The 17,258-nt window shown below is 44.0% G+C and carries 17 protein-coding genes; 8 read left to right on the forward strand and 9 right to left on the reverse strand.

The window, feature by feature from the left end:
* Positions 1–233: 233 nt before the first annotated feature.
* The 6 genes from FILTAD_RS03825 to argC form a co-directional block, all read right to left on the reverse strand.
* Positions 234–1,007, reverse strand: a complete 774-nt coding sequence (locus tag FILTAD_RS03825) for an SDR family oxidoreductase (protein WP_124069195.1) — start codon at positions 1,005–1,007, stop codon at positions 234–236.
* Positions 1,004–2,236 carry an acyl-CoA dehydrogenase gene (locus FILTAD_RS03830; protein WP_124069196.1) on the reverse strand — a complete coding sequence of 411 codons (1,233 nt, stop codon included), beginning with the start codon at positions 2,234–2,236 and terminating at the stop codon, positions 1,004–1,006. The genes FILTAD_RS03825 and FILTAD_RS03830 overlap by 4 nt, the downstream gene beginning before the upstream one ends.
* A gap of 261 nt (positions 2,237–2,497) precedes the next feature.
* Positions 2,498–3,658, reverse strand: a complete 1,161-nt coding sequence (gene argD, locus FILTAD_RS03835; RefSeq protein WP_124069197.1) for an acetylornithine transaminase — start codon at positions 3,656–3,658, stop codon at positions 2,498–2,500.
* Positions 3,655–4,434 carry an acetylglutamate kinase gene (gene argB / locus FILTAD_RS03840; protein ID WP_124069198.1) on the reverse strand — a complete coding sequence of 260 codons (780 nt, stop codon included), beginning with the start codon at positions 4,432–4,434 and terminating at the stop codon, positions 3,655–3,657. Before argB ends, argD begins: the two co-directional genes overlap by 4 nt.
* A complete protein-coding gene (argJ, locus tag FILTAD_RS03845; RefSeq protein ID WP_124069199.1) occupies positions 4,397–5,623 on the reverse strand; it encodes a bifunctional glutamate N-acetyltransferase/amino-acid acetyltransferase ArgJ in 1,227 nt (408 codons plus the stop codon). Before argJ ends, argB begins: the two co-directional genes overlap by 38 nt.
* A gap of 18 nt (positions 5,624–5,641) precedes the next feature.
* Positions 5,642–6,676, reverse strand: a complete 1,035-nt coding sequence (gene argC, locus FILTAD_RS03850) for an N-acetyl-gamma-glutamyl-phosphate reductase (protein ID WP_124069200.1) — start codon at positions 6,674–6,676, stop codon at positions 5,642–5,644.
* A gap of 173 nt (positions 6,677–6,849) precedes the next feature.
* On the opposite strand from argC, the gene FILTAD_RS03855 reads away from it, so the two are divergent.
* Positions 6,850–7,725 (forward strand): DUF4349 domain-containing protein, encoded by an 876-nt coding sequence (locus FILTAD_RS03855; RefSeq protein ID WP_124069201.1) that lies wholly within the window; start codon positions 6,850–6,852, stop codon positions 7,723–7,725.
* Between the two features lie 116 nt (positions 7,726–7,841).
* Positions 7,842–8,621, forward strand: a complete 780-nt coding sequence (locus tag FILTAD_RS03860; RefSeq protein ID WP_124069202.1) for an enoyl-ACP reductase FabI — start codon at positions 7,842–7,844, stop codon at positions 8,619–8,621.
* A 160-nt stretch (positions 8,622–8,781) separates the two neighbouring features.
* On the opposite strand, the gene FILTAD_RS03865 is transcribed toward FILTAD_RS03860, so the two are convergent.
* The gene (locus FILTAD_RS03865) at positions 8,782–9,579 is read right to left on the reverse strand and encodes an MBL fold metallo-hydrolase (RefSeq protein ID WP_124069203.1); all 798 of its coding nucleotides are present in this window, start codon (positions 9,577–9,579) and stop codon (positions 8,782–8,784) included.
* A 188-nt stretch (positions 9,580–9,767) separates the two neighbouring features.
* On the opposite strand from FILTAD_RS03865, the gene FILTAD_RS03870 reads away from it, so the two are divergent.
* Positions 9,768–10,070, forward strand: a complete 303-nt coding sequence (locus FILTAD_RS03870; RefSeq protein ID WP_124069204.1) for a hypothetical protein — start codon at positions 9,768–9,770, stop codon at positions 10,068–10,070.
* 500 nt (positions 10,071–10,570) lie between these two features.
* Here the strand turns inward: FILTAD_RS03870 and argH are convergent, their stop codons facing one another.
* On the reverse strand, positions 10,571–11,899 hold the full coding sequence (gene argH, locus FILTAD_RS03875; RefSeq protein WP_124069205.1) for an argininosuccinate lyase: 1,329 nt from the start codon (positions 11,897–11,899) through the stop codon (positions 10,571–10,573).
* Positions 11,900–12,013: 114 nt separating this feature from the next.
* Between argH and FILTAD_RS03880 the strand changes: the two genes are divergently transcribed.
* The 5 genes from FILTAD_RS03880 (at position 12,014) to FILTAD_RS03900 (ending at position 16,743) form a co-directional block, all read left to right on the forward strand.
* Complete coding sequence (locus FILTAD_RS03880; protein ID WP_124069206.1) at positions 12,014–12,916, forward strand: DoxX-like family protein; 903 nt, start codon at positions 12,014–12,016, stop codon at positions 12,914–12,916.
* A gap of 9 nt (positions 12,917–12,925) precedes the next feature.
* Positions 12,926–13,540 carry a DUF4166 domain-containing protein gene (locus tag FILTAD_RS03885; RefSeq protein ID WP_124069207.1) on the forward strand — a complete coding sequence of 205 codons (615 nt, stop codon included), beginning with the start codon at positions 12,926–12,928 and terminating at the stop codon, positions 13,538–13,540.
* Positions 13,527–15,116 (forward strand): YndJ family protein, encoded by a 1,590-nt coding sequence (locus tag FILTAD_RS03890; RefSeq protein WP_238988133.1) that lies wholly within the window; start codon positions 13,527–13,529, stop codon positions 15,114–15,116. The genes FILTAD_RS03885 and FILTAD_RS03890 overlap by 14 nt, the downstream gene beginning before the upstream one ends.
* 89 nt (positions 15,117–15,205) lie before the next feature.
* Positions 15,206–15,787 (forward strand): branched-chain amino acid aminotransferase, encoded by a 582-nt coding sequence (locus FILTAD_RS03895; RefSeq protein WP_124069208.1) that lies wholly within the window; start codon positions 15,206–15,208, stop codon positions 15,785–15,787.
* Between the two features lie 14 nt (positions 15,788–15,801).
* The gene (locus FILTAD_RS03900; RefSeq protein ID WP_238988134.1) at positions 15,802–16,743 is read left to right on the forward strand and encodes a TRM11 family SAM-dependent methyltransferase; all 942 of its coding nucleotides are present in this window, start codon (positions 15,802–15,804) and stop codon (positions 16,741–16,743) included.
* Here FILTAD_RS03900 and FILTAD_RS15760 read toward each other — a convergent pair.
* Positions 16,717–17,258, reverse strand: a 542-nt coding sequence (locus FILTAD_RS15760) for a hypothetical protein (protein ID WP_160117556.1), incomplete at its 5' end; no start/stop codon positions are given. The two genes, FILTAD_RS03900 and FILTAD_RS15760, sit on opposite strands and share 27 nt — an antisense overlap.

A 17,258-nucleotide genomic window follows, 5' to 3' on the forward strand; every position in this document is an offset into this window, starting at 1 on the left:
GTAGGAAAGGTGACTAATTTCCAAAATGGATGGAAATTAGTCGCTTTTTTTGTCTAACAACCGAACTGTTCCCTGAAAGGTTAGTTTTTCAGTGGCCTCAAAGACCGCTGTCTGTCTTATTGCTTCGGCTACCCCGGTAAGGCGCCTTCGCTGGAGATTATATAGAATCATTCGAACGATGGATTCCATGGAATCCGTTGTCAGTAACTGGAACCGGTTGTGTAGCAGTCTAGTTAAATTGCATGTGCTCCACCATCTACGACAATCACATCGCCCGTTACATAGCTGGATGCTTTGGATGCTAGGAATAGTGCGACGCCTTTTAAATCCTCTTCTGTACCGAGTCTATTAAGTGGCGTACCGGACAAAATCATTTCGCTACCATGTTCAATCAGCACTTTTGACATTTTTGTTGGGAAAAAGCCGGGTGCGATGGCGTTGACGTTGATATTATGTTGTCCCCATTTTGCAGCAAGATCTTTTGTGAATGTAATAATGGCCCCTTTACTTGTGTTGTAGCCGATTGTGTCCATGAATTGTGGATTCGTTCCTCCGAGTCCGGCGACAGAGGCGATGTTGATGATTTTTCCACTTTGTTGTTCAATCATCGCTTTCCCTACTGCTTGACTCATGAGGAATGTACCCGTTACGTTGACGTCCATCACTTTCTGCCAAGCTTTAAGCGGCATATCTACAACTGGAGCGCCCCATGTTGCACCACTATTGTTAACAAGAATGTCGATCGATCCAAATCGCTTCACCGTTTCTTCAACCACTCGATCGACGTCTTCCTGATTGGTAATATCACAAGCGAGTGCGATCGATTCAACGCCCATCGCTTTTAGCTTGTCACTTACTTCCATGCATGCATCCAAGTTGCGTGAGCAAATGACGACATTTGCACCCGCTTCTGCGAACCCTTCAGCAATTTGTGCACCAAGTCCTCTTCCTCCACCTGTAACAATCGCTGTTTTCCCTTTTAAGTTGAATAGTTCAAGTACGTTCATTGTAAGTTCCCCTTTCCTGAATACGCGTGTTTTTTTAGCTCAAGTTTCGCAATCTGATTACGATGCACTTCGTCCGGGCCGTCAGCAAAACGTAGTGTTCTGGCACCTGCCCATTGGGATGCAAGCGTCGAGTCGCCGCTTACCCCTGCCCCGCCGAATGACTGAATAGCTCGGTCAATGACGCGTAACGCCATACTCGGTGCGACAACTTTAATCATCGCAATTTCCGCTTTCGCTTCTTTATTGCCTACTGTGTCCATCATATATGCGGCCTTCAATGTAAGAAGACGAGCTTGTTCAATATCAATACGTGAGTCGGCAATCCATTCTCTAATAACACCTTGATTGGCAAGTGATTTACCGAACGCAACTCTGTCTTGCACCCGCACACACATTTCTTCGAGCGCCCGCTCCGCCGCACCAATCAGTCGCATGCAGTGGTGAATGCGTCCCGGACCAAGACGCCCTTGGGCAATGGCAAATCCTTTTCCTTCTCCCCAAATGATATTTTCAACGGGTACTCGAACATCCGTAAATGTAAGTTCCCCATGGCCGTGCGGTGCATGATCATAGCCGAAAATCGTCAGCATCCGTTCAATTTTCACCCCAGGCGTATCAAGTGGTACAAGGATCATCGACTGTTGTTCATGCCGTGGACCATCCGGATTGGTTTTCCCCATGAAAATCGCGAATTTACAACGCGGATCACCCGCGCCGGACGTCCACCATTTTCGTCCATTTAGAATATACTCGTCCCCATCGCGTTTAATGCTTGCTTCAATGTTAGTTGCGTCACTAGAAGCGACGTCGGGCTCGGTCATCGCAAAGCACGATCTAATTTCCCCAGCAAGAAGTGGTTCCAGCCATTGTTTCTTCTGTGCTTCCGTTCCGTAACGGACAAGTACTTCCATATTGCCAGTGTCGGGGGCATTACAATTGAACACCTCCGGACCGATGGGAGACCGACCCGTAATTTCGCAAAGTGGAGCATATTCCTGGTTGGATAACCCCGCCCCTAGCTCACTATCGGGAAGGAATAAATTCCAAAGCCCGTGTTCACGCGCTTTTTCTTTTAACTCCTCGATGATTGGCGGCACTTCCGTCCAGCGATTCGCTGCATTGTTCACTTGGTCTTCGTACGTCTTTTCATTCGGATAAACAAATTCCTCCATAAATGCGGTTAGTTTTTTTTGTAATTCAATTGTTTTTGTTGAATATGAAAAATCCATTCGTCCTTTTCCACCTTTCAGAGTACATACCTACTGGTTGGTATGTTCGGAATACTTAACAATATGATAGCTCTTACAAGACTATTAATCAAGTGAATATCAAAATAATTATACTAGTCTAATTACCATTTTTTGAAATATTATAAACAAACAAAACAGATCCACTCAAAAGTGAATCTGTTTCGCTTTATTTTCTAGCTGTTTTTTTGAATAGTATTTCGCTGAACACCTTAATTCAATTATGCGAGTACCGGCATGCATTTAATTTAAAACTTTTTGGGTAGCAGGCTTCTTAACGAGGATAGCTGATAGCACTTTCACAGCTTCGTCGAGTTGTTCTTTTGTAACGGTTAACGGTGGCAATAGACGGATAACATGCGTTCCCGCTTGCACAACAAGTAACCCCTTATCTTCCGCTTGTTGAATGAATGGCTGGACTTCATCCTCGCATTTAATGCCGAGTAGAAGGCCTGTTCCTCGAATGGAAAATCTATCTTGAGGTAATTCATTTCGCAACTTTTCCATAAGATAATTGGCTTTATCTTCAACTTGCTGTAAAAAGTCTTGCACGAATACATGATCGACCACTGTTTGGGCGACTGCAACAGCCAAAGGATTGCCGCCGAAAGTCGAGCCATGCGTTCCGGGTCCGAATGAGTCCGCTAGCTGGGCCGTTCCAAGCATGGCACCAATCGGAAATCCTCCGCCTAATCCTTTCGCCAGTGTTATAATATCCGGTCTTAAAGGTGTTTGTTCGTATGCATAGCATGTTCCTGTCCTGCCAATCCCGGTCTGTACTTCGTCGACAATCAATAAAATCCCTTTTGCAGAACAATTGTCAGCAATAAGCTGTGCAAAGTCGGAATCGATTTGGACGACGCCGCCTTCCCCTTGAATGACTTCAAGCATAATCGCTGCTACATCCCCATCGAGCGCCGCCTCAAGTTGTTGTTTATCATTGTAGGGTACGATTTTGAACGATTCGAGCAGCGGACCAAATCCTTGACGCACTTTTTCCTGTCCCGTCGCAGACATGGTCCCGAACGTCCTACCATGGAATGATTGCGCAAACGTGATGATTGTATTTTTCCCCGTATGTTTTCGAGCAAGCTTAATGGCTGCTTCGTTCGCTTCTGCACCACTGTTACAAAAGAAAGCGTGACTCAGATGCGTATCCTTAACCAAGGCTGCTGCCAACGTTTCCTGCTCGGGGCTCTCGAAGAGATTTGAAACATGCCATAATTGTTCGCTTTGCTGTTGGATTGTTTTTACAATCGCGGGATGGGCATGACCTAGACTGACGACAGCGATACCGCTTGTGAAATCGAGGTAGTCTTTCCCTTTATCATCCGTGACGATTGTGCCTTTCCCTTTCACAAGGTGAACTGGACGCCGTGCATAATTGTTGAATAATGAACTCATACCAACGCCTCCTCTTTAGTAATGAGCGTTCCACGTAACTGCCGCCCGACAATTTGTACGGAAGGAACGCCCGCTTGTAAACTAGCAAGCGCAGCTTCAACTTTCGGTAACATCCCACCGTGAATCTCACCTGAAGCAATCCACGCAGAAATCGCTGAAGGTGAAGCAATCTGTTGTACGTTATTATCGATCGTAATACCTGCCGTGTCCGTCACCAATAGCAGACTTTCCGTTCCCAGAGCGAGTGCCAGCCTACTTGCAACAGTATCCGCGTTAATATTAAGTGGTGTTCCATCGTCAGTTGAACCGATGCAAGAAATGACCGGCACAAGCCCTGCAGCAAGAACTTTTTCAATGAGTTCCACATTGACATGCTGAATGTCACCTACAAAGCCGTAGACCGATTCATCCAAATAAGAACAAGTGAGCAGTTTGCCATCGTTACCGCTAAGACCGATTGCTTCTATCCCCGCGCGGTTCAACTGATGCACAAGCGCAGGATTCACTTGGCCGATAATTGTCGACTGAACAATTTTTATCGCGTCCTCCGATGTTACACGGATGCCATTTAGGACAGTTGAAGCCACATGGTTTTTGGCGAGCTCCTTATTGATGGCCGGCCCTCCACCGTGTACAACGATGACTTCATAACCTGCTTCCTGGAACTGTTCGAAAGTAGCGAAGAAATCAGCGTTCAATTCTACTAGCATACTGCCGCCTAGTTTAATCACCATCCGCTTAGCTACGGTATGTTGCGTTGATTTGTACGTAGTCATATGTCAGATCACACCCCCATGCTGTTCCTTGCCCTCTGCCTTGATGGAGATGAACAACTATTTTCACTTCGGGTTGTTTTAAATAGGTAATCAGTTTTTCTTCGGAATACTGAACAGATTCCCCGCTTTCGACGACGGTTGTGGGACCGATCTGAATGGAGATGAAATCCGGATCCACGGTTGCCCCGCTATAACCAACCGCCGCAATGACTCTGCCCCAGTTCGCGTCACACCCAAAGACGGCCGTTTTCACAAGTGGCGAACCTACAACCGTCTTTGCGATCATCCGAGCCTCGTTATCCGAAATCGCACCGTTCACTTCGACTTCAATAAGTTTCGTCGCACCTTCCCCGTCTTTCGCAATCATTTTCGCTAGATCCAACGAAACGGCATGCAATGCTTGGATGAATACCTCCCACTCTGGATGGAGAGGCGTCAACGGTTCATTACCCGCCATTCCATTCGCCATAAGAAGCACCATATCATTTGTTGATGTATCACCATCGACAGTGATGGCGTTGAATGTAACGTCCGTGACCGTTTTCAGCGCCGCCTGCAAATGCACCGTTTCGATATCGGCATCCGTTGTGATGAAACCAAGCATTGTCGCCATTTTTGGGTTGATCATCCCCGAGCCTTTCGCAGTCCCCGCAATCGTAATTTCCCGACCGTCAATCATGACATGGTAAGCAGTATTTTTTGTAATGGTGTCCGTTGTTAAAATGGCCTGTGAAAAATTAATGGAGCCTTCCAACTCGGCATTCGGCTTTAACTTTTCTATCCCTTTGATAATCGGCTCCATACGCATCATTTCACCAATTACACCTGTCGAAGCGACGCCCACCAAGTGGGGTGCTATTCCAAGCTTTTCAGCGGTTTTCATTTGCATGGTGCGCGCATCTGCCAATCCCTGTTTCCCTGTGCAGGCATTCGCATTTCCTGAATTGATGATGACCGCTTGCATTTTACCTGACTTTTCCACCGCTTCTTTTGTAACGAGTAAAGGGGCCGCCTGCACGACATTTGTTGTAAAGACTCCCGCAACACTTGCTGGTACTTCACTTACAAGTAGCGCTAAATCATTTTTCTTATGTTTAATCCCACAATGGATTCCTTCGGCTTTAAAACCGATTGGAGATACAATGTTATTCCCTGAAATACGTTTCATTGCTGATGTTAGTGTTGTCATCGTACTCCTCCTCGTTTTTTAGATGAATGCCGGTATGTGTAAAAGACCTGTCGTTTCCGCCAACTTGAATTGGACGTTCATGTTTTGAACCGCTTGCCCTGCGGCTCCCTTCACCAAATTGTCGATTACGGAGACGATTGTTGCCCGATTCGTCCGCGGGTCCACTTTTACATGGATGTCACAATAGTTCGAGCCGTACACTTGATTGGTGCCGAACTTATCCGTCTCCTGCACAACACGAACAAATGGATGCGAGGCATACGTCTCTTTCAAACAATCGAAGAGGTCTGCTTCGGTGGTACCTTCTGTGACAGGTGCATAGCTCGTCGTTAAGATTCCCCTTGTCATAGGAACCAGATGTGTGCTGAATGTAATAGGCACTGTTTTTTCCGTGAATTGTGCAATCGTTTGTTCAATTTCCGGTATATGTTGATGTTGATGTAATTTATAGATGGCGGTATTCTCATTCGTTTCACTGAAATGCGTCATCTGACTAGGTTTGTTACCCGCTCCCGAAATACCACTTTTCGCATCAATGATCAAGTGACTGGGATCAATCAACCCATCTTTTAGTAAAGGCAGCAACGATAAAAGCACTGCCGTCGGATAACAACCTGGATTGGCAACTAACTGCGCTTCTTGAATGGCATCGTTATTCCACTCGGTTAACCCATAAACACTTTCCGCAATCGCCGAAGCAGGTGCGGCTTGTTTTTTATACCACTGTTCGTATACCGCCAAGTCTTTCAATCTGAAATCTCCTGACAAATCGATAAGTCGAGGACCTTTACCGATTAATGGAGGAAGTAGTTTGCTTGCAACGCCAGCCGGTGCACTTGAGAAAACAACATCGAATTCAGCTAACTTTTCAAGTTCGATGCTTTGAAGCGGCCGATCGTAGATATTCAGTAAATGTGAATACCTATCCGAAAAAATGGTTCCTTCTTCTGATGAAGTGAACAGTACGACGTCTTCTACTTCAGGATGGGTATGCAGCAAACGTATAAGCTCCAGTCCCCCGTATCCTGAAGCACCAATTATTCCTACTTTCATTTCAATCACTCCTAAAACAAGTTAGAATTAGTATAGGCATGCATAATTATAAAGTCAACAGTATTTTTATAGATTACAGATATTTCATTTTTGAATGCGTTTTCATTTTATTAGTTAGTGTAACCTTATTCCTTAGTGAATCGTCTAACTAGTTAAATAGGGGTGATTTAGGTATGAAGGGTAAACGAGTATTCATTCCGTTACTGGTAAGCCTGTTCGTTTTACTGACGGCTTGTAGTGCGAGCGAACAATCAAAAGCCGATTCTGCAACATCTGAATCTAGTGCAATTTCAGTTGAAAGTTCAATGGACAAATCCGTCGGTGACGATCAAGTGGTGGATGAACAGGAAGTTGAAACAACCGAACGAATGATTATCCATAAGGCACAATTGCGGGTGAAAGTGAAATCCTTAGATAAAGCCCAAGTGAAGATTGAAAAGAAAGTTGCTGAATACGGTGGATACATCGTTGAATCGAATGTGTATAAGGAAAACGACGAGGCTGTTAACGGAAATATGATCGTTCGAATTCCCGAGAAGCATTTCCAATCCTTCTTGAAGGATACTGAAGAGGCGTCTGCAGACATTTTGGAACGTAATGTGACGGGGCAGGACATCACCGAACAATATGTAGATTTAGAGTCCCGAGTGAAATCCAAACGGGCAGTTGAGACTCGTCTACTTGAATTTATGGGCAATGCGCAAAAGACAGAGGATTTGTTGAAGATTTCTTCAGATTTGGCGAAAGTCCAAGAAGAAATTGAATTGATTGTCGGTAAGATGAACTACCTTGAAAACCAGACATCGTTTTCAACGATAGAACTCTCCCTTTTCGAAAATCAAGTAATCGTCCCTGCGGTAGATCGTAAAAACTTGGATACTTGGGATAAAACAAAAAAACAACTTGCCACAAGTACGAACTTCATGCTTGCTGCGGGATCTGCATTAATTGTATTCATTATTGGAAATATACCCGTCATTGTCCTACTGGTACTTGTTGCAGCAGCCATCTACTTTATGATCAAAAGAAAGAAGTCGAATAAAGGATAGGCAGATAAAAAATAGACATTCCTCGTTTCATACTGGTGTGAATGTGCTATAATTCCATTAGTATCTGGTACTAACAATAGGTATTGGCTAGTACTTAAGTGAATGGGGAGGCTATTATGGAGGATTTATTTAAACTACAAGGTAAAAATATCGTTGTGATGGGTGTTGCAAATGAGCGAAGTCTCGCTTGGGGAGTGGCAAAATCACTCTTTACGGTTGGGGCGAATGTCATATTCACCTACCGAAAAGAACGTTCCATGGCAAAACTTGAAAAGTTGCTAGTTGCCGGCGACTACGAAGCGAAGATGATCGTACAATGTGATGTGAACGAAGATGAGAGCATCCACGCAGCATTTAAGAAAATCGGTGAAGAAGTTGGTACGATTCACGGAGTCGTTCACTCGCTCGCGTTCGCTCATGCGGTAGATTTGAAAAATGACTTCGTAGAAACAACACGAAGCGGTTATGCATTTGCGCAAGATACAAGTGCTTATTCCCTCGTTGCAACAGCAAGGGAAGTACGACCTTATATGACGGATGGCGGCTCAATCGTTACAATGAGCTACCTAGGTGCCCAACGTGTCCTTGATGGCTATAATGTGATGGGCGTAGCAAAAGCGGCTCTCGAAACATCTGTAAAATACTTGGCATCGGATTTAGGAAAAGACAATATCCGTGTCAATGCCCTTTCTGCAGGCGCGATTCGAACACTATCAGCAAAAGGCGTGCCTTCTTTCAACACGATTTTGTCACAAGTAGAAGAAAAAGCCCCTTTAAAACGAAATGTAACACAAGATGAAGTCGCCGATATGACAATCGTCATGCTAAGTAATCTATCTCGCGGTGTAACGGGTGAGATTACGTATATTGATGGCGGATATAATATAATGGGTTGAAAATAAAGACACAGCCGGTGCCAGAAATTGGCGCCGGCTGTGTTGTATATGTGTTAATAACTAGCGAAGGCGCCTTACAGGGGTAGCCGAAGTAATAAGACGAACAGCGCTCTTCTGTTCGGCTTATTGCGGGAGGCATCCCCAAGCGCCGAAGCGGTGTTCAATGGACTGCTCTCAATCCCAGACATATAGAAGAAACAATATGTAAAGAGTCCCATTCCCCTTCAGAAACAAAAGTAATCGAATACTTTTTCGGAAAAAGCCTTTCATCAATTTCTTCAACTAGAAGCCCTTTTTCATGCAAATTCTTTACTTCTCCGTAAAGATTCTCAAGATACTCCAACTTTTGCTTCATCTTCACTTTCCCATCTTGTATATACCCCGCATGACAGCAAAACATCGCTCCGAAGTCATAAGTAAGAACAGTTCGAATTGAATCCATAATTTGAGGAATCGACTCGCTTCGCATAATTACCTTTGTCTTTGGGGTTACAAATAAATCACCTGAAAATAACGTTCCCGTTTCTTCATTAAATAAAGAAACATGATCATCTGCATGCCCAGGTGTATCTATCACTTTCCATTCCTTCTCCCGGGATTGGATAGTATCTTTGATAGGTAGGGCTTTAAACTCTTTTCGGGCCCCCCAAGTATTTTGACGATATTTCGGATATGGAACTGACTGTGAACAAATATCGATTCCCTTTGAATGAATATAAAACGGTACATCACGGTTATCTTGAATCCACGGAGCGGTGCCAGTGTGATCCTCATGACTATGCGTTAAAGCAACTAAGTCGAACGAAACATCTTCATAAAATGGAATTAACTCAGATTCAAAGCGTTGGGCTCCCGTGTCGATTAGCATACCATCTACCAAAAATGCAAAAACTTTACTCATTTTTTGAGCAGTCATTTCAACGCAAGTTATGTCTTCTTTCTCATATACTTGTAACAAACGGACTCACTCTCCCATTCTTGATAATACTTTATATTTTAGTTGTACTGTAACAGGAATTGAATGAATAGTCACTCATCTAACTCCTGTTGTGCGATTTCCACTCGAATTTCCGGACAAAATATGCTATACTAGTCGGTACCTGAAACAACCCTTTGTATGATTAACTTTTTAAGGAGGGACAAGTTGTGGAAGTAATGCTGAAGGAAATTCTTGGCGAGTTAAAGAATATTAATGGTCGGTTGGATAACATGGATAATCGGTTGGATAACATGGATAAACGGTTAGATTCTTTGGAGCAAGGACAAAAAGAAATACGCCACGACCTTGCAGAGTTGAAAGTAAATCATTTCGATTTAAAAAAAGATTTGGTGGATAACTTCGGCGTATTCAACAAATCAATGGAAGAACTTATCGAAAACCGAACGAATGTCTTGAACACTCGTGTTTACAGTACCGAAGTAGCAATTGAAAAGATTAGGAATCAATAGTACATGTGCAAAAAAGAGAAAAGAGCTATCCTTCACGGATAACACTTTTCTCTTTTTCTTCTTATATCCATCATTCTTAAACTTGAAATTAATACAGACAGTTTCCCTGATAGACCGCTTCGTCGCAGGGGATGCCTCCCGCAATAAGCCAAGTAGAAAAACGCTTCTTGTCTTATTGCTCCGGCGACCTCGTGTGACTCCTACGCTAGAGATTATTGAACAAGTGAAGAGATGCGCTTTGAAAATTGGATAGTGGACAAAGTTTCTGTAAAACTCTACTTTAACAGCATAATATCCACTTATACTATATAGACTGGGAAGCACCAAGTAGAAAGTAACCTCTAGCGAAGGCGCCTACTTGGGTAGCCGAAGCGATAAGACTGACAGCGGTTTTCTGTCCGGCTTATCGCGGGAGGCATCCCCTAGCGCCGAGCGGTGTTAGAAGGATTTTTTATAACAACATATATGGGAACTCTTTAGTCCTCCGAACACTTCATTGACTACTTCCCAACCTCTTTCATTAACTTCTTGTTCCCTTTTGTAATAATCGTTTCATAATCGATGTAGTCGTATATATCAGCAGTAATCTTTGTACTGAATTTCGCCAATTCTTCAAGCGTTAAATCCTCAATTGTCTTTTCCTGTTCCTCACAATAAATGATCAGCTGTCCCACAATTCCGTGTGCGTCACGGAAAGGCGTTCCTTTGCTCACCAAATAATCGGCCACTTCGGTCGCATTCAGGAATCCACCTTTAATAGCCGCCTTCATACGGTCCGCATTCACGTGTAATGTATCAATCATTTTTGACATGATTTCAATACAATCCATGACCGTGTCAAGTGAATCGAAAAACTGTTCTTTATCTTCCTGCATGTCTTTATTATAAGTTAGTGGTAGCCCTTTTAACGTTGTCAGCAAGGCGAAAAGAGATCCATATACACGCCCCGTTTTCCCTCGGATCAATTCAGCTGCATCGGGATTTTTCTTTTGCGGCATGATACTGCTGCCTGTCGAGTAGGCGTCCGACATGGTGACGAATTTAAATTCTTGGCTACTCCACAAGATGAGTTCTTCGCTTAAACGGCTTAAATGCATCATCACAATCGAGAAGTCCGACATTAATTCAAGCAAATAATCCCGGTCACTAACGCCATCGAGAAAGTTATCCACAGGCTTAGAAAAGTGCAATAAAGCCGTTGTGATATCGCGATCAATCATATGGGTCGTCCCGGCAAGCGCTCCGCATCCCAGTGGATTTTCATCCAGAATTTCAATCGCATTCCCAATCCGTTTTTTGTCCCGTTTAAACATTTGGGCGTATGCGCCAAGATGATGACTGAACGTCACGACTTGTGCCCGCTGTAAATGTGTATAACCCGGCATGATGACGTTATTCTCGGCCCCTTTTTTATGCAATGAATCGATAAGCATTTGAAGGTGATCCATGACTTCCGACGCTTTACTTTTCGCGTACAAGCGCATGTCAACAGCCACCTGGTCATTCCGGCTGCGCGCGGTATGTAACTTCTTCCCTGTCTCACCGATGCGTTTCGTCAGATGCATTTCCACGAAAGAGTGGATATCTTCATAATTCCCCTCGATTTTGAGAGCGCCTGACTCAATATCTGTTAAAATGGAGTCAAGCCCGTTAACAAGGAGTTCACCTTCTTCGGGCGTCACTAGATCACAGTGAACCAGCATCGTAACATGCGCTAAGCTTCCTGCGATATCTTCATTATATAATCGATGGTCGACAGGTAATGATGTGTTGAATTGCTCCATTATTTCATCTGCACGACTTGTAAAACGCCCGCCCCAAAGTTTCATAACCAGTCAGCTCCTCCCAGTGTATGTTTATACATTTATATGCATTATAATTCAAGTCGGGTTAGATTGCAATATCCAGTTTTTTTTCGTTTAAAATCAATTGAGGTGAGTGCTATGAAAAGAAAGCCAATATACGTGGAAATACCGATACAGGCAGATATCGAACGGATTTGGGAAGCATCCCAAACACCTTCCATGCATGAACAATGGGATCTACGATTCTCCTCTATCATTTATTTACCAAGAGAAGAGGGAGAACCACAGACATTTACATACACAAGAACCGTTCTACCCTTCTTGCAAGTGGATGGTTGGGGGAAAAGCAGCGGGGAATTCCATAAAGAGGATGGTACGCGCTCTTCCTCACTTCAATTCGGGACGGACCAATGGATCTCGCCTATCCGAGAAGGAAGAGGATACTGGAAATACGAGCCCCGGGAAAACGATGTGAAATTTTTGACGCAGTATGATTACGATACGAATTTCGGGCGGATAGGCAACTTGGCTGACAAAATGGCTTTCCGTCCACTTATCGGTTGGGCAACCGCACTTAGTTTCGACGTGTTGAAGAGATGGCTTGAAAAAGGTGAAGCACCTCGTTCCCAATACTCCCGATTTTTCAGTACCTATTTGATCACTTTGTTATTTGCATTCATTTGGCTCTATCAAGGACTCGTTCCGAAAATCATCGCAATGCACCCACTGGAACGTACAATGGTTGGACGTGCATTTTCACTTACTGAGGGACAGAGTGCGACGGCTGTATTGACCATCGGCATTGCTGAAGGGTTATTCGGCCTGTTATGGCTCTTTTATCGACGGAAGAGACATTTATTCGCATTGCAACTTATCGTTTTCCCACTCCTTCTGATAGTTGCATTGATTGCAGATCCAACTACTGCAGTGCATCCATTTAATCCCGTAACATTTAACTGTTCACTTATTGTACTGTCAGTAATTGGATGGTTTGCAAGTAAAGACTTCCCCACTGCGACTAGCTGCAAACGAAAGAGATGAGGTGTTCATATGTCGATTTATAAAAATGCACTGAGGCAAGACTTTTACCGTCTGCATCCCATGTTGCAAAAGAGATATGATCTTCCCGCAGGGGCTGTGTTCAAGGCTTCCGGCATCATGAAGACCATCAAAGGAGGGCCCAAATGGCTCTTCCCTCTTTTTTATATGGGCACATATTGGAAACTTCTCTTTCCTGAACACGGACATGAAATACCGTTTACCATTCGGAATACGGCATTTGTTGGAGATGCGGGCGAAGAGCAGGTTCACTGGGAGCGGATTTTTCATTTCGGACGAAAAAAGCGTTATTTTAACGCGCTTATGAGTCTTGACTTGGAATCTCGTATTGTGAAGGATTATCTTGGGGAACCCGCACTGGTGTATTCAGACTTGGCACTTTCCGTCACAGATGGAGGTGGTTTGACGATCAAATCGTTGAATCAAAAACTGATACTCGGGAAGTTAGGAATCCCGTTGCCGCGTATTTTCCAAGGACTTGCAACCATTACAGAAAACTATAATGAAGCGCGTGCGTGTTATAAAATTAGCGTTGCGGTACAGAATCCGCTGATTGGTACGGTATTTTCTTATGAAGGGGAGTTTAACGCCCATGAAGATGCGTAACTTCGCAAGCTTCCATATCCTGTTTTTCATTGTCGTCATGATTTTCAGTGCAGATCGATGGCCATTTCTTATGCTTACTGTTGCACAACTTGTCTATGTTCCCATCGCATTGCGGCTTGTGATGGTAAAGGGCGATTGGTTTTCAAGAACCTATATGTACTTTGCGCTGCCTGCGTATCTGGCGGTTGCGTTGCTTCAATTCACTTCATCCAAATGGGATGGCGTACTTGCGGGGATCTATCTCTTGTTCACGATTGTCATAGCCATCTATGGAATGCGCCGCTTCCTTAAACGAGGATTCACGCATCTGGAAGAGTTTGCGATTGACATTGGCCTTATGTATGTAGCGATGGGCGGCGGTTGGTTCTTTGCATATATCATGGAGATTGACACGGGCTTCAGCCCCCTTCTTACTTGGTTGACGGCCATCCATTTTCATTACTCTGCATTTTTGTTGCCGCTTTTCATCGGTTTCCTTGGTCGATTTTCCAAACATAGGCTTTATCCATTCATTTGTAGTGTCTTATTACTATCTCCTATAATTGTAGCAATCGGCATAACGTTTTCAGTATGGATTGAAGTGGTTTCTGTCATTTTGTATATTGTAGGCTTGGCAGGGTTGATTTTCATTGCATGGACAACCGCTTTTGCCAATCAATTACAAACGTGGTTTGTTCGCATTTCCTTTTCATCACTCGGGATAACCATTCTTTTTTCACTACTGTATGCAGTTGGCCATCGACTTGGCATCGTTTATATAACTATAGATAGGATGCTCCTTTTTCATGGCTTTTTAAATTGCATTGTCTTTGCATTGCTTGGTGTTGCAGGCTGGGCATTGTTTGTTCCCGCTTCCACTTTCCGTCCCCCCACATTTCCCATCAGCAAAATTCGGGGAACGGGTGTAATTGGTGAAAAAGTCCTGGAAGGAAAGTGTAGCGGTACGCATTGGGGGTTGGTAGACGATATGCGCGTTTACGAGCCTCAAATCGATTGCAAGACACTATCACCTGCCATCATTTCTTTTTATGAAAATACGTTGCATTATAAGCTAGTCGCAAAAGTTCAATGGCATCGATGGTTCAAACCGTTAGCCTATCTCTATAAATTCGTTAGTCGAAACATGCAGCAAATCAACTTACCGATGCATCGTAAGTATGAAGAGATGACCGGTGACCTATTGACGCTACGGGAAGGAATAGATGGCCGCGACAAGGTGCGGGCTTGGGTACGGAAATTCAAGGATGCGCCTGCTTTTATCGCCCTTTATTCAGAGCATATCAGCGATGGACGGACCTATATGAACATCGCTTTACCACTGCCGTTTTCAACGATGATTGGGGTATTGGAATTGAATCAGATTGGTGATGATTTGCAGCTGACAAGCAAGAAGTCGAGCTCACCGGAGTCTGATGCAGGCACTTATTTAGCTTATGGGAAGGGACATACATTCAAGTTGCCCATTGAAGAATCATTTATCATCAAGGAAATTGGGGCTGGGCAATTGTATGCACAACATAACATGACGATTTTCTCGATTCCTTTTTTAACGATTGACTATAAGATTCATCACTAAATAGATGACGCATTACTCATTTGCAGTTGAAAAAAAAGACCTAAGAAGAGATGTAGGCTATACTATAGATGTGAAGGAGCTGATTTTAGATGTTAAAAAAACAGTTGGAAAACTATATAGCTAAAAATGTGAATGATGATAATATCGGGCTAATGCATTTTGAGGAAGATTACGCACGGAAGCACCAATTACTTTCAGATGATGTAACTGTCGTCGAAAAAGCGATTCACTTCCACGTGATCGAACTCTGCGACAAAGAGACCGAGGAATTGATCCACACTGAGAATACGGACTTTTTGAATACGCCGGTATCCTATTTGAAGAAAAACCAAAATCAATTCATCTATGTAGAATCAAATGAATTTGAACGAATTGGAATTGATGCCGTTGCACTTGAATTCGATGATGTATTCGAAACGTATACGGCCTTGTTCGGACTAAAATTGCAAAAGAAATTCGGAGACGCGATAAAAGGCTTCCTTGAGGCTAATTTAAGCGGTGATGGCGTGAAATATAGTGTCATGTTTTCCGGTGAAGACGGGTTATGGGATGTGAATTTCGCATTGAATTTTGTGAGCGGTTTTAGCGAAAACAACTCATTCGACGATGTGTATCAAATGCTTTATCACTTCATTTTCAAGTTGGGTGTGGCCGTAGAAGATGCGCAGTGAAGGATGGGAAGTCGTTGAGTAACACGGAATTCATATACACATATGTACGTCATACAGATGAGTACGATCTTTGTCGACTGGAGATGCGATCATTTTTCGGCTTTGATAAGCAGTCGAATGTGTTAAAAAGTGACATTGAGATTCACCCGAGCCGCAGTCCATTTATGAAGGAGCGGCTTGACGTTCTTTACCAAGGTGATCACTTGGAGGCCATTTTGGAACAAGTTAAGCATCTACAATTGGAGGGTGCTACGTTCAAGGTTGCTAGTTTAAACACGTTTGCACTAGATACGACTGAAAAGATCGGACATCCTGAACGGCGAAGTATTGAACGCGAAGTAGGTATGTGTATCCAGGGGGACCCCGACTTCAACAATCCTGAAGTTGTTTTCGGCGTCGTTCAATTGGATGATCAGTGGTATTTCGGAAAATTGGTGGAAAGTGAAGCTGTCTGGTTTCATCATCAGAAAAAACCGCATATGTATTCGACAGCGCTAAGTACTCGTGTTGCAAGGGCGGTTGCGAACATTGCAGTGCCGCATCCAGCAGATGTCCGGGCAATCGATCCTTGTTGTGGCATTGGAACCGTGCTGGTTGAAGGTTTGTCGATGGGCATCAATATTGTCGGACGCGATATCAACCCACTCGTCGTTTTGGGTTCGCGAAAGAATATTGCCTATTTTGGACTTGAAGGTGAAGTGAATTTAGGACCAATTGCAGATGTCGTTGAAGATTATGACGTTGCGATTATCGACATGCCGTATAACTTATTTACACATATTACACCTGAAGCACAACTTGAAATTTTGAAGGAAGCACGCCGTTTCGTGAAAAAACTAGTCGTCGTAACCATTGAAACGATTGATCATATGGTGGACGAAGCTGGTTTTCGTATCGTTGATCGATGCATTGCGAAAAAAGGATTGTTTTTAAGACAAGTATTGGTTTGTGAATGAACTATGAGGATCTCGCAGATGGTTGCGAGGTCTTTTTTTGATGGCGGCAGTATTCTCTTTGAGCGCGAAACTTACATATTTGAGCGCGGCGGGATTCTCTTTGAGAGCGAAACATGCATATTTGGGCGCGGCGGTGTTCTCTTTGAGCGCAAAACACGCTTTCTTGAGCGCGGTAGGCCTCCCTTTGAGCGCGAAACACGTATTTTTGAGCGCGGCGGGCTTTTCTTTGAGCGCGAAACACGCTTTCTTGAGCGCGGCAGGATTCTCTTTGAGCGCGAAACACGCTTTCTTGAGCGCGGTAGGCCTCCCTTTGAGCGCGAACCTCGCTTTCTTGAGCGCGGCAGGATTCTCTTTGAGCGCGAACCTCGCTTTCTTGAGCGCGGCAGGATTCTCTTTGAGCGCGAACCTCGCTTTCTTGAGCGCGGCAGGATTCTCTTTGAGCGCGAAACATGCATATTTGAGCGCGGCGGGGTTCTCTTTGAGCGCGAAACATGCATATTTGAGCGCGGCGGTGT

It is taken from the genome of Filibacter tadaridae (assembly GCF_900609045.1).
Taxonomy (GTDB): Bacteria; Bacillota; Bacilli; order Bacillales_A; family Planococcaceae; genus Sporosarcina; species Sporosarcina tadaridae.

Bases quoted from the DNA above. Each gene is read 5' to 3' on its own strand.
- FILTAD_RS03825 (WP_124069195.1), bottom strand. From the start codon at position 1,007: ATGAACGTACTTGAACTATTCAACTTAAAAGGGAAAACAGCGATTGTT.
- FILTAD_RS03830 (WP_124069196.1), bottom strand. From the start codon at position 2,236: ATGGATTTTTCATATTCAACAAAAACAATTGAATTACAAAAAAAACTA.
- argD (WP_124069197.1), bottom strand. From the start codon at position 3,658: ATGAGTTCATTATTCAACAATTATGCACGGCGTCCAGTTCACCTTGTG.
- argB (WP_124069198.1), bottom strand. From the start codon at position 4,434: ATGACTACGTACAAATCAACGCAACATACCGTAGCTAAGCGGATGGTG.
- argJ (WP_124069199.1), bottom strand. From the start codon at position 5,623: ATGACAACACTAACATCAGCAATGAAACGTATTTCAGGGAATAACATT.
- argC (WP_124069200.1), bottom strand. From the start codon at position 6,676: ATGAAAGTAGGAATAATTGGTGCTTCAGGATACGGGGGACTGGAGCTT.
- FILTAD_RS03855 (WP_124069201.1), top strand. From the start codon at position 6,850: ATGAAGGGTAAACGAGTATTCATTCCGTTACTGGTAAGCCTGTTCGTT.
- FILTAD_RS03860 (WP_124069202.1), top strand. From the start codon at position 7,842: ATGGAGGATTTATTTAAACTACAAGGTAAAAATATCGTTGTGATGGGT.
- argH (WP_124069205.1), bottom strand. From the start codon at position 11,899: ATGAAACTTTGGGGCGGGCGTTTTACAAGTCGTGCAGATGAAATAATG.
- FILTAD_RS03880 (WP_124069206.1), top strand. From the start codon at position 12,014: ATGAAAAGAAAGCCAATATACGTGGAAATACCGATACAGGCAGATATC.
- FILTAD_RS03885 (WP_124069207.1), top strand. From the start codon at position 12,926: ATGTCGATTTATAAAAATGCACTGAGGCAAGACTTTTACCGTCTGCAT.
- FILTAD_RS03890 (WP_238988133.1), top strand. From the start codon at position 13,527: ATGAAGATGCGTAACTTCGCAAGCTTCCATATCCTGTTTTTCATTGTC.
- FILTAD_RS03895 (WP_124069208.1), top strand. From the start codon at position 15,206: ATGTTAAAAAAACAGTTGGAAAACTATATAGCTAAAAATGTGAATGAT.